Here is a 16,773-nt window from a genome sequence, read left to right as displayed (position 1 = left end):
GCCCAGTGCGATGATGAGCCCGCAATGAGTGTCCCCCGACTACGCGCACGCACCGGAGGTGATCTCCGGGTTCCAAGGGCCGCGATGTTCGCCGCGGTCTGCGTTGTGCGGCTCCGGCGGCTCCGGCGGGTCCGGCAGGGGTGTTCGGGCCGCCGGACCCTTCGTACGGAATGGGGGACGGGGTAGGGCGGCCGGCTCAGGTGGCGGACGTACCGACGTACGTCCCGGAACCCCGCGAGGGCGAGAGCCCAGGATCGGGTTCGGGTTCGGGATCAGGATCGGGACCTGGCAAGGGATCCGGGCTGGAATCGCGCCCTGGTGGCCCCTCCGCTCCCGGAAAACTGACCGTCTCCGTGGCCGCGACGTCCGCGCCGGGGGCGGGCGGCCGTGGACGCAAGCTGAGTTGCACGGTGGCGCTGGCGGTCGCGGGAGCGCTGGCGGCGGTGACGTTCGGCTCGGTGTTCGTCTTCGACCTGCTGCCGGGCGGAGCCTCGGACAGCGACGGCGGGAACGCGGCCGACGACACGGCGGCGAGACCGAGCGCGTCCGCGCCCACGTCCGCACCGGCCACCGGAGCGGCCGTCCCCCAGCGCTACCTCGGCACCTGGGAGGGCGACGGCGTAGCCCTCAACGGCACCCTCCCCATGGGCAAGTTCCGCGTCACGGTCCGCCAGGCCGGCGTGGGCGAACAGTTCGCCACCTTCCGCCAGACCGACCTGATCGGCGGCCACTGCGACACCGTACTCATCCTCAAGAAGGCCACTCCACAGCAGATCACCGCCACGAGCGTCGCCAAGAAGTCCAAGGACGCGGTGTGCGTGATGGGCCGCCACGAGGTCCGACTGACCCCGGTCGACGACGACCTGAGGTACGAGACGGACAACGAGGAGGCGGGGGATCCGGTGGCTCGGATGAACAGGGTCAAGTAGCCGAGCCGACCGTCTCGGGCCGACGGGAGTCATGGCGCTTGACGAGTACGGTGACCAGCGCCGCCGCCACGAGCAGGGTCGCGGCCAGGCCGACGGCCCACACGTATGGGTACTGCTCGTGGACCCAGCAGGGTCCGCCCTCGCTGGAGCAGCTGTAGCTGCGATGACGCTTCTTGGGCCGCCATGCCCCGAAGATCACGACCAGGAACAGCATGGACGCTGCCAGGCCGGGGAGCGAGGCCGCTGCCCAGGCGAGCGAACGGGCCTTGCTCTTCTTCCACCTCATACGCGTCAGCGGCGCGATCATCGCGGCCACCGCGAGGGCCCCCAGGCCGCCGGCGGTTCCCGCGAAGCCGTAACCGCCGCCGGGCCAGTCCGGGGCGATATCGCCCCAGATCGTGGGGCCCCAGGTCTGGGCCGAAATGACGAGTCCGACAAGTCCCCCGACGAAGGTGAGAACGCACAGCCAGGCGAGAGCCACCTCCCGCCTCGACATGCGCTCCTTCTCCGGCCTCGCAGACGAGGCGGGCCGCTGCCGCGAATGCTCGTAGCGCAACGCGGCTCCCGCCGCCCGCTTCCGCTTCGGTCTGGCCGATCCGCTCACCGTTCGTCCCCCTTGCCGTCCCCGGCCACTCCCACCCGTCACTCCCGTTACTACTGTGTCTGCAAACAAGTGAACGAAATTACCGCGCGGACGAGGAAACGGGGAAGGCCCGACCATGGAGACACTGCAGCCGGACGATCCGCGGGAGTTGGGCAGCTATCGGCTGCTGCGGAGGCTCGGCGTGGGAGGCATGGGTCGCGTCTACCTCGCCCGTTCGCCGGGCGGCCGCACGGTCGCGGTGAAGGTCGTACGACCGGAGCTGGCGGCCGACGCCGACTTCCGCCGCCGCTTCCAGCACGAGGTGGAGATAGCCCGCGCGGTCTCCGGCCGCTATACGGCACCGGTCGTGGACGCCGCCCCGGACGCGCCGCTGCCGTGGCTCGCGACCTCGTACGTACTGGGCCCCGACCTCACCGACGTGGTGCAGGCGCACGGCGCTCTCCCCGAGCACACGGTCCGCGCACTGGGCGCGGGCCTGGCCGCCGCACTCCAGGAGATCCACGCGGCAGGCCTGATCCACCGCGACCTCAAGCCCTCCAACGTCCTGTTGGCGGCGGACGGTCCCCGCGTCATCGACTTCGGCATCGCGCGGGCGGTGGACGGAAACCGTATGACGCAGACGGGAGTTGTGGTCGGCTCGCCCGGTTACATGCCGCCCGAGCAGGCGTTGGGGCAGGATGTCGGGACAGCCGGAGACGTCTTCTCGCTCGGTGCCGTACTCGCCTTCGCGGCAACGGGCCGCAACGTCTTCGGCGAGGGCGCGGCCTCGCACGCCGCGATGCTCTACCAGGTCGTTCATGGCGAGCCGGACCTCACCGGCATACCGCAATCACTCCTCGGGCTGATACGCGCCTGCCTGCTCAAGGACCCGGCGCAGCGCCCGGCACCCGCGGAAATCGTTGCGGCCCTGGCGCCCGGCAGCGTCGAGGAACTGCTGACGAACTGGCTGCCGTCGGCGGTCGCTTCGACGATCGCGACGCACGCGGCGGGGATTCTGGACCTGGAGGCGCCGGAAGAACCGGAGGCGCAGCCGGCTCCCGGATTCGGGCGGCCGCCCACGATGCTGGGCGGGGCGTCGGCCGCTGCGGGGACTCCAGGTACGGGCACGCCAGTACCTGGATACGGCACCCCGGCCACGAGCACGCCGGTCCCGGGTTACGGCACTCCTCCAACAGGCGTGCCCGCACCGGGTTACGGCACACCCACAGCCGGTACCTCGCCGTACGCAGCCGGTACACCCTTGCCAGGTACGGTCCAACTCGGCACAGGTCCCGCGAACTCCTCCACCCCTCCTCCCTCTCGGCGCCGCTTCCTGGGTCTGGCGGCGGGCGGTGTAGCGGGAGTCGCGGTCGTCGGCGGAAGCGCTGCCTGGTTGCTTTCCCGCGACGACGACTCACCCGGTACGTCCGCAGGGGGCAGCAAGGGCGGTTCGGCTCGACCCGCGGGCGAGAACTTCACGACACCACCGGCCGGTACGGCACCGCAGCCGCTGTGGCACAAGTCGGTGGCGGAGGAGAGCATCAGCACCACCCTTCCGCTGGTGACCCACGACGGCCTGCTGCTGATCAGCGGGGACCCTTTGGTGGCGTACGACGTGAAAACGGGCAAGAAGCGCTGGTCCCGCCCTGGTGTGGTCCGGCCGAATGCCCAACTGCTGTTTTCCGGCGGCAAACTGTTCCTGGCCGACGGCGACTACGACGGCGCACTCGTGGCACTGGACGTGAGGACGGGCAAGGAGGCCTGGCGCAGTCGCCTCGGCAAGGATCTGAAACTCGACGCCACGATCGCCATCGACGAGAAGAACGTGTACGTCACGGTGACAGACTTCAGCGACGCGAAGAGCGCCACCGACTACCGCATGGGCGTTGCCGCCATCAGCCACACCACGCGTAAGACGGTGTGGGTCCAGATGCGCGACTGGGGTACCAACAACTGGGATGTCGAGGGCACCGTCTCCGGAAAGTACTTCGTCTACGCCGACTCCAAGTACAACCTCACCGTCCGCGACACCGCCACGGGCGGCCAGCTATGGACCAAGAAGCTCGGCGACGACTGGAGTTGGACACCCACCGTCGCCTCGGGCCTCGTCTTTCTTCCGGGCGACAACCTGCGGGCGCTCGACGCGGAAACCGGCAAGACCCGCTGGACGCTGTCTCCCAACGGCCGTCGTGGCTTCAACGATCCCACGGTCATCGACGGCGTGCTGTACATCAGCGACTACGACGAAGGCGTATGGGCAGTCAACGTCAAGACAGGCAGGAAGATCTGGCTGTGCGAGGACCCCGGCGCAAGGAGAGCCCCCACCACGTTCCTGCGCGCCGGCGCAACCCTCTACGGAGCCTCGTACAAGGACGAGGGCGGCATCTTCGCGCTCGTGGCGAAGACCGGCAAGTCCCGCTGGGTCTACAACGACAACAAGGACCCGGTGGAACCATTTCAGGTCGCCATATCCGGCAACCGGCTGCTGGTGACGCACGGCTACGAGATCTACTCGCTGCCTGCCGTCTGATGCGTCAGCACTCAATCAAGACGACTGGCCACAGGACTCAAGACTGCGGCTAGTCTCCGTGAACCGAGGTAATAAACGTGGCCGCACAGGCTGACGGGGAGGAAAGCGACCATGCAGGTGCTGGTGACTGTCGTGCACGAGGGCGGTGAGCCACAGGACGTAATGGTCACCATGGACGACGCGGCTACCGCCGACGACGTCGCGGAAGCTCTCGCGGCAGACCTTGGTGGGCCGAGGCCACCCGCGGGCAGCCCCATGCCGAACGTCTTGGCGATGCCCGGCACGTCACTGGCCTCGCTGCCCGGCTACGGGCCGGGGGCAGGGACACCCACGTTGTGGGCTGACGGTCTCCCGTGCGACCCGGTGGCACCGGCGGCCTCTGTGCTGCGCGACGGTATACGCGTCTCCGTTGACGACACGATCGGACCGCTGCTGCGCCGAGGGGAGCCCGTCGGGCAGTACGAACTGAGAGCCGCGTCCGGTCCCGCGTCCGGTCGCGTGGTGCGACTGGGCGCCGGAGTGGCAACCATCGGTGCGGCGCCCACTTGCTCGTTGTCCCTGCCGGACTCCTCGCTGTCGCCCGTGGCGTTCCGTCTGACGATCGACGTCAAGGGCGGGGCCGTACTCGCCCCGCAGCCGGGTGTCGACGTGTTGCTCGACGACGAGACGGTGGACGGCGAGACCGCGTGGCCGCTTGGCGGAGTGGTCCGCGTCGGCGATTCCATACTCGTTCTCGACCAAGTGACCGAGCCGGACGCGCACTTGTCCGCGATGGCCGAGGGAGGCCTCGCGTACAACCGGCCTCCCCGGCTCTCCCCTCTCCGGCCCCGACGGCGGCTCGTCGTGCCACAGCCGCCCACGAAGGGGGAGCGGGCGCGCTTCCAGTTCATCATGGCCTTCACGCCGATGATCTTCGGCCTGGTCATGTACTTCGTCACCAAGCAGATCTACATGCTCCTCTTCTGCCTGATGAGCCCTCTGATGATGGCGGGCCAGTGGCTGAGCGAGAACCGTGAGGGCAAACAGAAACACAAGACCTCGATGAAGCAGTACAAGAAGGATCTCGCAGCCCACGAGGCCGAACTCGAACTCGTGGCCAAGGAGGAGCAGCGCGACCGGCGTGCCGACCACCCCGACCCGGCGGAGATCCTGCTCTTTGCCACGGGACCGCGCCGCCGCCTCTGGGAGCGCAGACTCACGGACCCGGACGCGATGCAGTTGAGAATCGGAGTCTGCGGGTTGCCGTCCGACGTCGAGCTCGTGCTGGGGCGCGGCGGCACCCACTACGACGAGGACCGTCCGGAACCGCCGGTCCTTCCCGACGTCCCGGTCACCCTTCCGTTCACGGAACTGGGGGTCGTAGGTGTGGCGGGCGACCGCGCCCGTGCGCTGGCGACCGCGCGATGGCTCGGAGTGCAGGCGGCGGCTCTGCACAGTCCCAGGGACCTCTCGCTCGTCTCGCTCTCCTCGACGGCGGCCGCCGGTGCCGATTGGAGCTGGGCCCACTGGCTGCCCCACACGGCGCCTGACCAGGGCCAGGACTGCGTCGCCCTCGTGGCCTCGGACTCGGAAGCCATCGCTCGCCGTGTCAATGAGCTGCTGAACGAGCTGGGCCGGCGGAAGGCGGCCCGCGAGCAGCAGAACATGATGGGGCAGCTCTACCCGGACGCCAACGTGCTGGTGATTCTCGACGGGGCACGGCTGCTGCGCCGGATGCCCGGTGTCCCGCAGATCCTCACCGAGGGACCGCAGTACGGGATCTACGCACTCTGCATCGACGAGGACGAGCGGCTGCTCCCCGAGGAATGCCAGGCCGTCGTGTGCTGGACACCCGATGCGCCGCATCACGTCCGCGTGCGTGGCCACGGCTTTGAGTCGGTGGGCGACGTATTGGCCGATCAAGTCCCATTCGAGTGGTGCGAGTTGCTCGCCCGTTCCCTCGCTCCGGTGCGGGACGTCAGCCGTGACGACGCCGACAGCGCTCTGCCCACCTCGGCCCGGCTGCTCTCGCTGCTCGGCATGCCCGACCCTACGGGCAGGGACGTAGAGCGCATCTGGCAGGCGGGCGGTTCGACGACGGCCGCTCCCATCGGTATCGCGGCGGACGGTCCGTTCGTCCTGGACATCCGGCGCGACGGCCCGCATGCGCTCATCGCCGGTACGACTGGTGCCGGTAAGTCGGAGCTACTGCAGACGATCATCGCCTCGCTCGCTCTCGCCAACCGCCCGGACGCCCTGAACTATGTGCTGATCGACTACAAGGGCGGCAGCGCCTTCATGGACTGCGCCCGGCTCCCGCACACGGTCGGCATGGTCAGCGACCTCGACGCCCACCTGACGGAGCGGGCTCTGGCCTCGCTCGCCGCTGAGCTCCACCGCCGCGAGACGATCCTCTTCAACACCGGCACCAAGGACATCGAGGACTACAACGACACTCGCAAGCTTCGTCCCGAGCTGGAGCCGATGCCCCGACTCGTGCTCGTCATCGATGAGTTCGCGTCGCTGGTCGCCGAACTGCCGGACTTCATCGCGGGACTTGTCGACATCGCGAGGCGTGGCCGGTCGCTTGGTGTGCATCTGATCCTGGCGACGCAGCGCCCGGCGGGTGTGGTCAGTGCAGACATTCGCGCGAACACGAACCTGCGTATCGCGCTGCGCGTGACGGATGCCTCGGAATCCATGGACGTCATCGAGGCGCCGGACTCGGGCGCGATCGCCAAGTCCACGCCGGGCCGCGCCTACGTGCGTTCAGGCGCGCAGTCGCTCGTCGGCGTGCAGTCGGCGCGTATCGGTGGCCGCAGGCCTGCCACCGGCCAGAGCGGGCCCAAAGCGACGCTGGTCCCGCTGCCCTGGAGCGCGTACAGCCGCCCGCTGCCGAAGCGGACGGAGGCCGAGGACGACGGCACCATGGTCACCGACCTCGCCGTCCTCGTGGATGCGGTCCGCGGCGGGGCTGAGAAGATGGGTTTCGGCGAACAGCGAAGCCCCTGGCTGCCGCCGCTGACCGAATTGGTCACGCTGGACGAACTCGCCTCGTATAACAGCGATCCGGCGACCGGCGACGATGTCGCGCCAGTCCCCTTCGGCTTGATCGACCTTCCGGCGCGGCAGAGCCGCAAGCCTTTGGCCCTCGACCTGGTCCACGGAGAGCACACCCTCCTGCTCGGCGGCGCCAGGTCCGGTCGTTCCACCGCCCTGCGCACGCTGGCCGGATCGCTGGCCCGCAGTACATCTCCACATGACGTACACGTCTACGGAATCGACTGCGGGTCGAACGCGCTGCTGCCGTTGGTGCGACTGCCTCACGTTGGGGCCGTGGTGAGCCGTGACGAGCCCGACCGGGTACGCCGCCTGATCGACCGCCTGCTCGGTGAGATCACCAGGCGTCAGCAACTGCTGGCCATGGAGGGTGCGTCGAGCGCCGCGGAGCAGCGTGCGAGTGCCGCTCCTGATGAACGTCTTCCATGGATGGTGCTGCTGCTGGACGGCTGGGAGGGCTTCGCGTCGACATTCGAGAACTACAACTACGGGCAGTTGCTCGAGTTGGCTCAGCGGATCTTCCGAGAGGGAGCCGCGGTGGGCCTGAAAGTCGTGATGACCGCAGACCGAACCGGTCTGAGCGGTCAGGTCTCGTCCGCCTTCGCGGATCGGCTCGTATTGCGCTTCGCCGACCCGAACGACTACTCCACCGCGGGGCTTCAAGTGCGAGAAGTGCCCAAGAACATGCCACCCGGCCGCGCCTTGCGGATCACCGACGTGGGTGTGGACGAAACACAGATCGGACTGCTCGCCGAGGACCCCGCGGGCCAGGCACAGGTGCGTGCGCTGAGGGAGATCGCCGAAGAGGCGGCCTCACGGGTCGGGCGTCTGCCGGCCGACCGTCGGCCGATGCGTGTGGACGCTCTGCCCACGCGTATCACGGCGACCGAGGCGTTCGCTCTCGATCCCGACTTCACGCCGCCGTCCCCGCTGTGGGCGTTGATCGGCGTGGGAGGCGACGAACTGCACCCGATCGGGATCGACTTGGAAGAGAACGGCCCTGGTTTCCTCATCGCGGGACCGCCCAAGTCAGGCCGCTCCACCGTGCTTGTGGCTGCGGTGGAGTCGCTACTGCGGGCCGGCACCCCCGTTGTGCTCGTCACTCCGCGCAGGTCCCCGCTGCGGGACTTGGAAGGCCGTGAGGGCGTCCTGGGTCTGCTCAACGCGGACAGCAGGGAGGCAGACTTGGAGGAGCTGGTCGAGAACCTTGCAGATGACTCGTACGTTGTCGTCGTCGATGACGCCGAACTGCTCTATGACACCAGCCTCGACGAGACGTTGGAGTCCGTGATCCGCAAGGGAGCGGACGGCGGAATCGGACTCATCGCCGCGGGCGCGACGGACAGTCTGTCCGGTCAGTACCGAGGGTTCTCCGTAGAGGCGCGCAAGTCGCGCAACGGTGTGCTGCTGACTCCTCAGAGTCCGTCGGAGGGAGAGCTCTTCGGCATCAGGCTCCCCTCGAACAGCGGTGGCGGTCCAGCGGGGAGCGGCTTGCTGGTGTCCGGTGGAGCGTTCATGCCGATCCAGACCGTCATGAACAACTGACGTTCGCCCAGGGGACTTCAGGGGCCGATAGACCCCTGAAGACCGGTACCAAAGGCAGCGGGGCACCTACCCCTTGAGATGACTCTCGAGGTGGGTGCCCCGCTGATGCGCGCCGGTCGCCCCTGGATCAGGTGGCGCGTTCGATGTTGTCGGCGCTGGTGTTGGTCGACTTGCTGGCCTCGTTCAGAGTGTCGACCCACTTGTCGAAGGTCGGCTTCACGTCGGCCCAGTCGTTCCGGAACCGCTCGGCCTTCGGGCCCTTCCAATAGGTCGAGCTGTCGGCCGTGGCCTTCTGCAGGGCACTGATGAGGACCCGCAGGTCGTCAGCCTTCTTTCCGTAGAGCTTGGACAGTTCCCGGAGCCGTGTGAGATCCGCACCGCGATCCATGGCGATCCTCCCCGTGTAACAGAGGCAAACAGACTGTCTGTTTGCATCAGGGGACGCTACCGCAACGACAGTAGTTCCCGTAAAGGGGGATCAACCACGAGACGAGGAGGGCCCTTCCGCGCAGACAGGCTGGGGCCGCAAGGATTTGAGAATCTTGCCTGATTTGCCCCCTTGTTCATTGAGGTCGAGGCTACGGCTTGGTGAGGTGCGTTGCGGCTTCACCCTTCCGCTCTTTGGACTCGGATGCTGGCTGGGTCTTGGCGTCCGCGAGGGGTGGGGAGCCAAATGTGCGGAGGTACCAGCGTCGACGCAGAATTACCGCCACCGCCATGGCCGTACAGAGCAGAGCCAACAGCGCGGTGCCGAGGATGGGGAAGCTCAGGAACGGAGGTTCGTCGACCCAATCCTGCGAGAGGACGCGCTTTGGATCCCGAGGGTCGAACACGACCATCAGGTTTTCCCCGACACTGGCTTCCGGTCGCATTCCCGCAAAGTCCTGCAGATCGGTCTGGATAGATTTTCCGGAGACTTTGAACTTAACTTTTACATGCTCCGGCTTGTTGTCCACTCCGGTAACCACTGCAGATGTGGTCACTCCTCGATCGCCTAGATCGTCTACGAGTGAATTCGCGGGAAGGAGGAGGCCAAGAAAGATTCCGATGGCGAGTACGGAGACACCAAGCATGACCAAAATTATCTTGCGCCCTGGAAAGAGAGGTCGAGATTCCGTCTCTTTTATCCTGGCCCATCGTTGGGAGGAGGTGCGGGCTTCCTCCGTGCGCGGTGGTAGCTGCCACTCGCCTGCGGGGCGCCTCTTCCTTTGTTTCTTAGCCATATCAGACCACCCTCACGAGAACCATCCAGTTACGGTCTTCTTTACTGATGACGCGCCATCGCTGATCGCCTTCCCAGCGCGTTGACTGCATCGGTGGCCGCATTGACAACCTTCCTGCCGGTCTCAGTCTTGATCAGGTAAGAGGCGCCGTAGCCGACGCCGAAGCCTACGACGACACCAGCCGCGATGCCCCAGCCGACAGGTCCTCCAGCAATCGCGACCGCCGTTACACCAGCCCAAGTGCCGGCAGCGCCCGCAGCCATGCCGCCGGCATTCGCTGCAATGGCGACATCTTTTTCTTCACCGTGACTGATATCCCAGGCGGTGGCGCCGATCGTGAGAACCGTGCCGACCAGAGGTAGCTTGCCGCCTGCACGCAGGGCTCTGCCGAACAGGGATGTAGTGCTCGGTGGGTGGAGACCGGGAACTTTTCCTATGAGCCAGCTTCCGCCATCGGCCACGGAAGCTTCCATCAGGCGGGAGAATGACCCCATGCCATACTTGGCGAGGATCCGCTCTGCCTCGCGTGCAGATGCCTTGGATGCCTTGGCGCTGCGCTTGGTCGCGTTCTTGAACTTCCTCTTGTCTTCCTTGCTCATCGCGGCGCGCCGATCCCGATAGTGCTGACTTGCTTCATCGGAAAACTTTTGGGCCCGCTCCCAGTAATGGCTGGAAAATTTAGACTGGACTCCGATAACGCTGGCCAGCAGTCCAGCGCTGTCGGACCACGTGTCCGCAGGGTCGCCCAACTTCTTGACTGCAATCTTTGTATGCTTCCAGGCGATCTCCCAAAGCTCTGGGTCATCACCTTGCATGAGCGCACGATTGAATACAGCCCCCGGCTCGTCCTGCTGGAGGTCTCCGTGGAACAGTGCCACTGTCTTATCGAAACCAGGAGCAGGTGACTCGGCATTAACTGCAGTAGCGAAGGCTGCGCCGAAGAGTTTGGCATCAGCCTTGGCTGTGGGGGCGTTGGCCGCCGCGACGGCCGTCGGTAGATTCTTGACGAGTTTCGAATCCATCTTTGCGTAAAAGGCCGAGGTGAAGTCAGGATCACCTTTATGTTTTTCCAGCACCTCAGCGATCCGATGGAATTCGGCACCTGCTTCGCTCGGATCGAGGTCTGCGGCCTTGTTCGCGTCCTCTGCGAGCTTTTTCCGCTCTCACGCGCCTCCCTCATAGTGGGGATGGGCTCGCGGAGCTGGACCATGGGGGCTTTGGGGCCGTAGCCACCCTCCGCCTCCATGGCTGCGGCCAAGGCCTGGCGACGGCGCAGCATGGGCAGTTCATCGTCGACCCAACTGGCAATCTTTCCAATCTCTGTGAGACTTCCGGTTTCCAGCCCGTACTTCTGAAATCGGCTCAGATAGGACGTCTTGGCTCCGTGCAGTCTCTTGCCGCTGCCCTCAAGGCTGTTGATGGTCTTGAGGAGATTGTGAGGATTAATACCGGAGAAGTTCGGATCAGTCATCGGTCTGCTCTCCCGCAAAGCCCTCAGCCAGTTGCGGGTCAACCAGGATCGCCTGTGCCCCGGAACCCGTCAGGGTCCTCTCCATCGCTTCCGTTGGAACGATCACCCATGCCTGCTCCTGGCCCAAGGCCTCGACGAGGAGGGGTACGGACGTGAACGCGAGAGCCACCAGCCGTTCCTGCCCTCCCTCGGCCGCCACCGGCACGAGCATGACGTCGACGTTGCCGTCACGGAGTGGGGAACCATCCGGGTTCTGGGGGACCTTGGTCATGGTGGGAAGCACCAAGACGTCAGGGATCTCGCTGGTCGTTGCTGCCGAGTTCCTCTCGCCAGGTTAGGAGGGCGGCTCGGCGGGAGGCAATGTGATCGGCCGTACACGCAGGCAACTGGGGTGCGATCGCTGCACAGTTGGGCTGGTCTTCATCCGTACGCGCCGCGCAAGGCTCGTGCTGGTATAAGTGGTGATCGGTTAACAGAACCGGAGGAAGCAGGGGGACGGTGTCGGATCCAGAACCGAAAGTGCCAAATCCACGTAAGGCGGACCTGGAGAAGCTGCGAAGCGATTTGGCCAAAGAAGTGGAAGATCTCAGGAAGGCTCTCAAGAAGCCGACCGAGGACATCGGTGGTGACACAGTCTGGGTTGGCAAGAATGCCCGAGCGTGGCACAGAGAACTGGACGGGCGTCACAAGAAATTGGGTGAGCAGGTCGACAAATTGCTCCCCATCATTGACGCAGCCGTCCGGAGCGAGCCGGAAAAGGTCTCGACTAGCGAGGCTCGGGCTTACAACAGGGGGATATGAGTATCTCCTCACAAACGAAGGTCCGAGCAATTGACGGCATTGGTCGGCCGTGCGGGCGAAATGCTGGCAACCTGGACCTGCGACGTTGAGGTCGCTAGGGAGCTTGGCATCTCGCCGCGCGGGTCTCGAACGGAGTTGAGTTCCGTGCATAAGGCGGCAGTTGGAGACCGGTTAGCCAGACCGTCCAAGCTTCAGGCGTCCGGTTGAGCTCGGCATGGGATGTTATATGCAACCTTGTGTGCGAGTGCCCAGGTGAGTAGTGACGGCCATTGCTAAGCTGGGGTTTCCGGCAGCAACTGGGGAGGTCGATGTGGCAAATCCGGACATACGGGAACTTAATCAACGTGCAGCGCAATTGCGATCGTTGGCGGACCACATTGAAACACTCGTCAACCAGCCCAAAAATCACAGCACGACCGCCATGAAGACATGGGCGGGTCCCAACGCCGATGCAGTGCGGGGCAAGTTGAAGAGCTGGCACACGACCTGCGGCACGGTTGCCAAAGCCCTGCGGGATGAGGCGCAGCAGTGCAGCCAGGGCGCCAGGGATTTGCAGGACAACAAGAAGTGAGCTGGCCACCGCTGATTCATGGGGAAGAGACAAGGCAAGCGCCGTATGACGGCAGGCGTATGAGCAGTTCACGGAGCGGTTCACCTCGCTCGCTGTTGCAGGCGATGGTTAGTCTGACTGGAACGAAGGCCGATTGGAGCTGAGGGGAGTGGGCATGGGCGGCGCGAACGGTTCTGGAGTCGGCCCAGCGACAGCGTCGTTCGGGCGGGCGGTGGTATATCAGGAGAAGCTGCCGAGGCGCTGGACGATCGCTACCACGGCGGTTCTTGCCGTCTGGGTCGCCTATCAGGGCAGCATCCTGCTTCCCGAGGACAGCACGGTCTGGTTCGTCATTCTCGGTGCCTCGATGTTTCTGGCGCTCGTCTTCAACGCTGTGCCGCTCTCCAAACGCATCTACCACCGAATCCGCGTTCGTGACGGGCAGTTGACCGTGGGACGGGCGACGATCGCGGTGGAGTCGTTGACCGTCGATTCACTTCGGGAGGCTCGTGAGCAGCCCACGGATGCGGAGTTCGCCGCTTCCCTGGCCTCGCGGTCGCGTGAGGAACTCGCGGAGTTGCGACGGACGAGCCGTGCGACCGAGCCGCCACGGATCATGGGGGGAGGATGGTCCGTGCCGATGGGCATGGACCAGATCGTGGTCGAGACCGTACAGGGTGAGTCGCTGCTGATCGCCACCCACGACCGCGAGGCCCTGCTGGACGCACTGACGCGAGCCCGCCAGATCTAGTTGCCGGAGCCCTCGGCTCCAAGGCCCAACCGTGGCCACGATACGGTTTTCGCGAGCCTGTGCTGCTTCCTCCTCGGGAAGGAGCCGACGTTGATCACCTGAGGGAGATTCGTGACGGGCAAGCCGAACAGATTGGTGAACCCACAAGACCTCGAGCAGCTCGCCAAGTTGCTCGATGGGCGCGGAGGAGTGGGGGACAGGCTCGACGAGGCGTTCACGCGGGCCTCGGCACTCGGGGTGTCGGACAAACTGAGCGCGATACGGCCCATGCGTTCCTGGATATCGGATACCGCGCCGGACCTCCGCAGGAAAGCAGCGTATGCCCGCCTGGAGGACGGCGATCCGCTGGCTGGATTGCTGCTCGCCGGGTTTACCCCTGAGCAGCTCAAGAACAAGGATCTGCCGCCGGACATCCTGTTGGTCGCCAATGCGACCGCGTCCAACAGCGAAGTCGAAGATGACTGGCTCAAGAAGAAGGACGGCGAGACCCTCGACGACTGGCTCGTCAGGGTGCAGGGCGACGCCGTCACCCAGCTCACCGGCAACGAGAAGCTGGGCAAGGCGGTCTCGACGTACATCGAGGGGGCTGCCAACCTGTCGGCGTTCTTCACGTCGTCGACCACGGCGCTGCTGGGCGGCAAGTCGCTCCTCTCGTACTTCAAGTCCTCCAAAGTGCTCAACGCGCCGGGCACCTTCACCGCCCGCCTGATCAACGGCCACTGGGACAAGCTGTCCAGGGTTCCCAGGGCCGGGAGTTGGCTGACCCGGGTGCCGGTAAGCGCGCTCGCCGGCTCCGACGAGGCGGCGATGCTCGCCGGGTACATGCGCAACGGCGCCTTCTACATGCCCACCTCCACCGAGGCCAACCTGCTCCGCGTCGCCCAACGCGGTGGTCTCGCCAACGCGGCCAAGGCCGCCGGATGGATGCGCGGCCTCGGCGTCGTCGGTTCCGCCGGCGCCACCGCCTGGGGCGTTGCCAACCTGGCGACCATGGATCACGGCAAGGCGTGGAAGGAGGACAAGGCCAAGTACCTCTCCAACTGGACCGGTACGGCCTTCAACGCCTCGCTGACCGCCGCCATGGTCGCCCCCAACCCGGTCACCGTCGGCCTCGCCGTCGGCACCGGCCTTGCCTATGCCGGAACGTTGGTCTGGGACAACTGGGAAGACATCAGCAAGGGTGCGGAGGAAGCCGCGGACTGGGTCGGCGACAAGGCCGACCAGGCCGGCGAGGCCATTTCCGACGGCGCCAAGCAACTCGGCAGCGCCCTCAACCCGTTCGACTGATGCCGACCATGGCACATCCGCGCCGAGCGGCGCGAGGGGAAGGAAGCATGCAGCAACACACGTACACCTTCGATCGCTGGGAGGATCGTTCAGGTCATCGGCAGACCTGGAAGTTCGGCTATCGGGGCACGGCAGGGGAGTTCGGGCGGATCGAAGTGGTCTACCCGGCGCGCCGGCACGGTGACCGCCACGTCACCGAGGTCAGTGGGGACACCGTCCCCGCCACCTCCTTCGCCGGCTGGGCCTACGGACGAAAGCCCTCGCTCCATTTGGGGCAGCTCAGCGTCGGTGGGGCAGGAATCCGCCTCAAGCGCAACCGCTGGGCACAGACCAGAGCCGGACGGGCCCTGCGGATGCAGATTGCCGGACGGGAGTATCGCTACCTCGCGACCAGCGCACGGCACCACGACCGCGCTCTGATCCGGAACGGGGTGGAGATCAGGACCCGTCGGCACGGCAGTGGTGCACGGAAGAAGGTCACTTTCACCGTCCTGGGTCCGGCCGACGCCACTGACCTCGCCGTGGCCGCCGTGATGTGCGGCGTCAACACTCGCAACCTCACCCGGGGTGGAGCCGTTCGCGCCTTCTTCAACAGGTCGATGAACTGGCTGGAGGTTGGTCAGTGACTCCCAAGAACTCCCTGAGTCATCGCCGTCCGATCCTTCCGCCGACGAAAGCGACACACCATGCCCTCGTATGACAGCACCCGGGGTCGGTTCCGGCTCGCTGAAAGTCACCTGGCCGTCCTCGGTCATCGCATCGACGGGGAGGATGTGCCCTTGGAGCTGGCCGAGGCCGACCGCGAACTGCGCGAGGCCGGCCTGACCGACCAGGCGGGAAACCTCGACTTCTTGCTCAGCCCGCTGGTCAGCACCCTGCGGGCCCCCACCGTCGTCCTCCACGTGGAGGCGCTCGGTGAGCACGGCACCCTCCACCACGGCGTGACCATCGGCGACGGCTACGTCTACTCCCATGAGTCCTGGCCAGGCTCCGTGGAGTCGGAGTACGTCCGGCTGGAGCCGAACATGCTCGTCTGGGCGCTGGCGCGGATGGTCAACCTCCAGGGAGAGGACACCGCGGAGGTCGCCACGCCCGTGATCGAGGCCACCATGGCCGTCCTGGACGCGGGGCTCGACACCCTGGACAGTCTCCATGGCTTGACGGCTGAGGAGGGCGTCGACCAGATAGCCGAGGCGCTGAAAGGCGCCGGGCTCACCCGGAAGCCACAGCTCAGCACGCTTGCCAAGCTGATCGCCGGGATGCGTTCCAGTTGGCGGATGACCGCTGCATGGCAGGGGCACGACCAGGGGGTTCCGGCCGCACAGGTGCGAGGCTTCGCGGTGTGGGACTGCGGGCCTCTCGGCTACTGGCATCGTGAGCTGCCCGCCGAGCCGGTCCTGCCCGGCCAGGTGGATGGCACCACTCCGCTCAAGCTGGTCCGGGCCGATGCCAAGGAGGTCTGGCAGCTGATCACCGCTCTGCTCCCGGCCGTAGAGGAGTTCGCGACGGCGCCGCACCCGGGATGAGCGGGCCCTGCCCTGCCCGGTTCATGAGGCCGGGCAGGGACGCGTATCCGCTGCTCACGGTGGCCAGCCCGACGAGCCAAAACGGTCCGCCGGAAGATCCGACAGGCCATCATGAAATGCTGAGGCTGACACTGGTACTGCTGGCACAACAGCCGACTCGCCGTGGTCTCAGCGGTGCGCTGGGCAGGGCTGTGGTCAGCCCATCCACCCGGCAAGGAATCGATGCTCAGTGTCAGCCTCGGCCTGTGTGACTTCCTTCGGGTGGGATCGGGAGGCGTACTCATCCCGTCCATGCGCGCATACTCAGGCAGGTGGATCCGATGGGCTTCTTCGACAGGCTGACCGGCACCAGGTACCCCGACGGGGTCCAGTCGCCGACCGGCTGCACGTTGCCGGTTTTGTCGCCGCCACCGTCTCCGGTGGGGACGGAGTAGGAGACGAGGGTTCGATGGCGCCGCCGCTCTGGTCGCCGTCGGTCGTCACTTCACTCTCGGACGCCCCCCGGTCCCCTGGCTTGGGCGGTCCCGGATGTGACCGC

General features: G+C 66.1%; 14 protein-coding genes. 9 read left to right on the top strand and 5 right to left on the bottom strand.

Going from position 1 to position 16,773, the window contains the following annotated elements:
- Positions 1 to 353: 353 nt before the first annotated feature.
- Positions 354 to 929 (top strand): hypothetical protein, encoded by a 576-nt coding sequence (locus tag G6048_RS27800; RefSeq protein WP_165342329.1) that lies wholly within the window; start codon positions 354 to 356, stop codon positions 927 to 929.
- On the opposite strand, the gene G6048_RS27795 is transcribed toward G6048_RS27800, so the two are convergent.
- Complete coding sequence (locus tag G6048_RS27795) at positions 922 to 1,425, bottom strand: hypothetical protein (RefSeq protein ID WP_165342328.1); 504 nt, start codon at positions 1,423 to 1,425, stop codon at positions 922 to 924. The genes G6048_RS27800 and G6048_RS27795 overlap by 8 nt on opposite strands.
- Positions 1,426 to 1,648: 223 nt before the next feature.
- Between G6048_RS27795 and G6048_RS27790 the strand changes: the two genes are divergently transcribed.
- Together G6048_RS27790 and G6048_RS27785 are read left to right on the top strand one after the other, a co-directional pair.
- The gene (locus G6048_RS27790) at positions 1,649 to 4,042 is read left to right on the top strand and encodes a protein kinase domain-containing protein (RefSeq protein ID WP_165342327.1); all 2,394 of its coding nucleotides are present in this window, start codon (positions 1,649 to 1,651) and stop codon (positions 4,040 to 4,042) included.
- Between the two features lie 111 nt (positions 4,043 to 4,153).
- On the top strand, positions 4,154 to 8,626 hold the full coding sequence (locus tag G6048_RS27785) for an FtsK/SpoIIIE domain-containing protein (RefSeq protein WP_165342326.1): 4,473 nt from the start codon (positions 4,154 to 4,156) through the stop codon (positions 8,624 to 8,626).
- 127 nt (positions 8,627 to 8,753) lie between these two features.
- Here the strand turns inward: G6048_RS27785 and G6048_RS27780 are convergent, their stop codons facing one another.
- The 4 genes from G6048_RS27780 to G6048_RS27765 all read right to left on the bottom strand — a co-directional run bounded on the left by G6048_RS27780 (position 8,754) and on the right by G6048_RS27765 (position 11,591).
- Complete coding sequence (locus tag G6048_RS27780; RefSeq protein WP_165342325.1) at positions 8,754 to 9,014, bottom strand: WXG100 family type VII secretion target; 261 nt, start codon at positions 9,012 to 9,014, stop codon at positions 8,754 to 8,756.
- A gap of 190 nt (positions 9,015 to 9,204) precedes the next feature.
- Positions 9,205 to 9,699, bottom strand: coding sequence for a DUF3592 domain-containing protein (locus tag G6048_RS27775; protein WP_165342324.1), 495 nt, complete (start codon positions 9,697 to 9,699; stop codon positions 9,205 to 9,207).
- A gap of 191 nt (positions 9,700 to 9,890) precedes the next feature.
- Positions 9,891 to 10,925, bottom strand: coding sequence for a hypothetical protein (locus tag G6048_RS27770; RefSeq protein ID WP_165342323.1), 1,035 nt, complete (start codon positions 10,923 to 10,925; stop codon positions 9,891 to 9,893).
- Between the two features lie 387 nt (positions 10,926 to 11,312).
- Entirely contained in the window at positions 11,313 to 11,591 is a 279-nt protein-coding gene (locus tag G6048_RS27765) for an SAV_915 family protein (protein ID WP_165342322.1), read from the bottom strand.
- 227 nt (positions 11,592 to 11,818) lie between these two features.
- Between G6048_RS27765 and G6048_RS27760 the strand changes: the two genes are divergently transcribed.
- The 6 genes from G6048_RS27760 to G6048_RS27735 all read left to right on the top strand — a co-directional run bounded on the left by G6048_RS27760 (position 11,819) and on the right by G6048_RS27735 (position 16,235).
- Positions 11,819 to 12,121, top strand: a complete 303-nt coding sequence (locus G6048_RS27760) for a hypothetical protein (protein ID WP_165342321.1) — start codon at positions 11,819 to 11,821, stop codon at positions 12,119 to 12,121.
- A 259-nt stretch (positions 12,122 to 12,380) separates the two neighbouring features.
- Complete coding sequence (locus G6048_RS27755; protein WP_328827140.1) at positions 12,381 to 12,692, top strand: WXG100 family type VII secretion target; 312 nt, start codon at positions 12,381 to 12,383, stop codon at positions 12,690 to 12,692.
- Positions 12,693 to 12,846: 154 nt separating this feature from the next.
- Positions 12,847 to 13,422: a hypothetical protein gene (locus G6048_RS27750; RefSeq protein ID WP_165342320.1), complete on the top strand. Its 576-nt coding sequence runs from the start codon at positions 12,847 to 12,849 to the stop codon at positions 13,420 to 13,422.
- A 111-nt stretch (positions 13,423 to 13,533) separates the two neighbouring features.
- Entirely contained in the window at positions 13,534 to 14,709 is a 1,176-nt protein-coding gene (locus tag G6048_RS27745; protein WP_165342319.1) for a hypothetical protein, read from the top strand.
- Between the two features lie 47 nt (positions 14,710 to 14,756).
- Positions 14,757 to 15,335 (top strand): hypothetical protein, encoded by a 579-nt coding sequence (locus tag G6048_RS27740; protein ID WP_165342318.1) that lies wholly within the window; start codon positions 14,757 to 14,759, stop codon positions 15,333 to 15,335.
- Positions 15,336 to 15,395: 60 nt separating this feature from the next.
- Complete coding sequence (locus tag G6048_RS27735; RefSeq protein WP_165342317.1) at positions 15,396 to 16,235, top strand: hypothetical protein; 840 nt, start codon at positions 15,396 to 15,398, stop codon at positions 16,233 to 16,235.
- Positions 16,236 to 16,773: the final 538 nt, after the last annotated feature.

Origin of the sequence: Streptomyces ureilyticus (assembly GCF_011045025.1) — a bacterium.
GTDB lineage: Bacteria > Actinomycetota > Actinomycetes > Streptomycetales > Streptomycetaceae > Streptomyces > Streptomyces ureilyticus.
This window is presented reverse-complemented; position numbering and strand designations above follow the sequence as displayed.

What these genes read in the sequence shown, in the direction of transcription:
- G6048_RS27795 (WP_165342328.1), bottom strand. Translation starts at nt 1,425, where the DNA reads ATGTCGAGGCGGGAGGTGGCTCTCGCCTGGCTGTGCGTTCTCACCTTC.
- G6048_RS27790 (WP_165342327.1), top strand. Translation starts at nt 1,649, where the DNA reads ATGGAGACACTGCAGCCGGACGATCCGCGGGAGTTGGGCAGCTATCGG.
- G6048_RS27785 (WP_165342326.1), top strand. Translation starts at nt 4,154, where the DNA reads ATGCAGGTGCTGGTGACTGTCGTGCACGAGGGCGGTGAGCCACAGGAC.
- G6048_RS27780 (WP_165342325.1), bottom strand. Translation starts at nt 9,014, where the DNA reads ATGGATCGCGGTGCGGATCTCACACGGCTCCGGGAACTGTCCAAGCTC.
- G6048_RS27775 (WP_165342324.1), bottom strand. Translation starts at nt 9,699, where the DNA reads ATGCTTGGTGTCTCCGTACTCGCCATCGGAATCTTTCTTGGCCTCCTC.
- G6048_RS27765 (WP_165342322.1), bottom strand. Translation starts at nt 11,591, where the DNA reads ATGACCAAGGTCCCCCAGAACCCGGATGGTTCCCCACTCCGTGACGGC.
- G6048_RS27750 (WP_165342320.1), top strand. Translation starts at nt 12,847, where the DNA reads ATGGGCGGCGCGAACGGTTCTGGAGTCGGCCCAGCGACAGCGTCGTTC.
- G6048_RS27740 (WP_165342318.1), top strand. Translation starts at nt 14,757, where the DNA reads ATGCAGCAACACACGTACACCTTCGATCGCTGGGAGGATCGTTCAGGT.
- G6048_RS27735 (WP_165342317.1), top strand. Translation starts at nt 15,396, where the DNA reads ATGCCCTCGTATGACAGCACCCGGGGTCGGTTCCGGCTCGCTGAAAGT.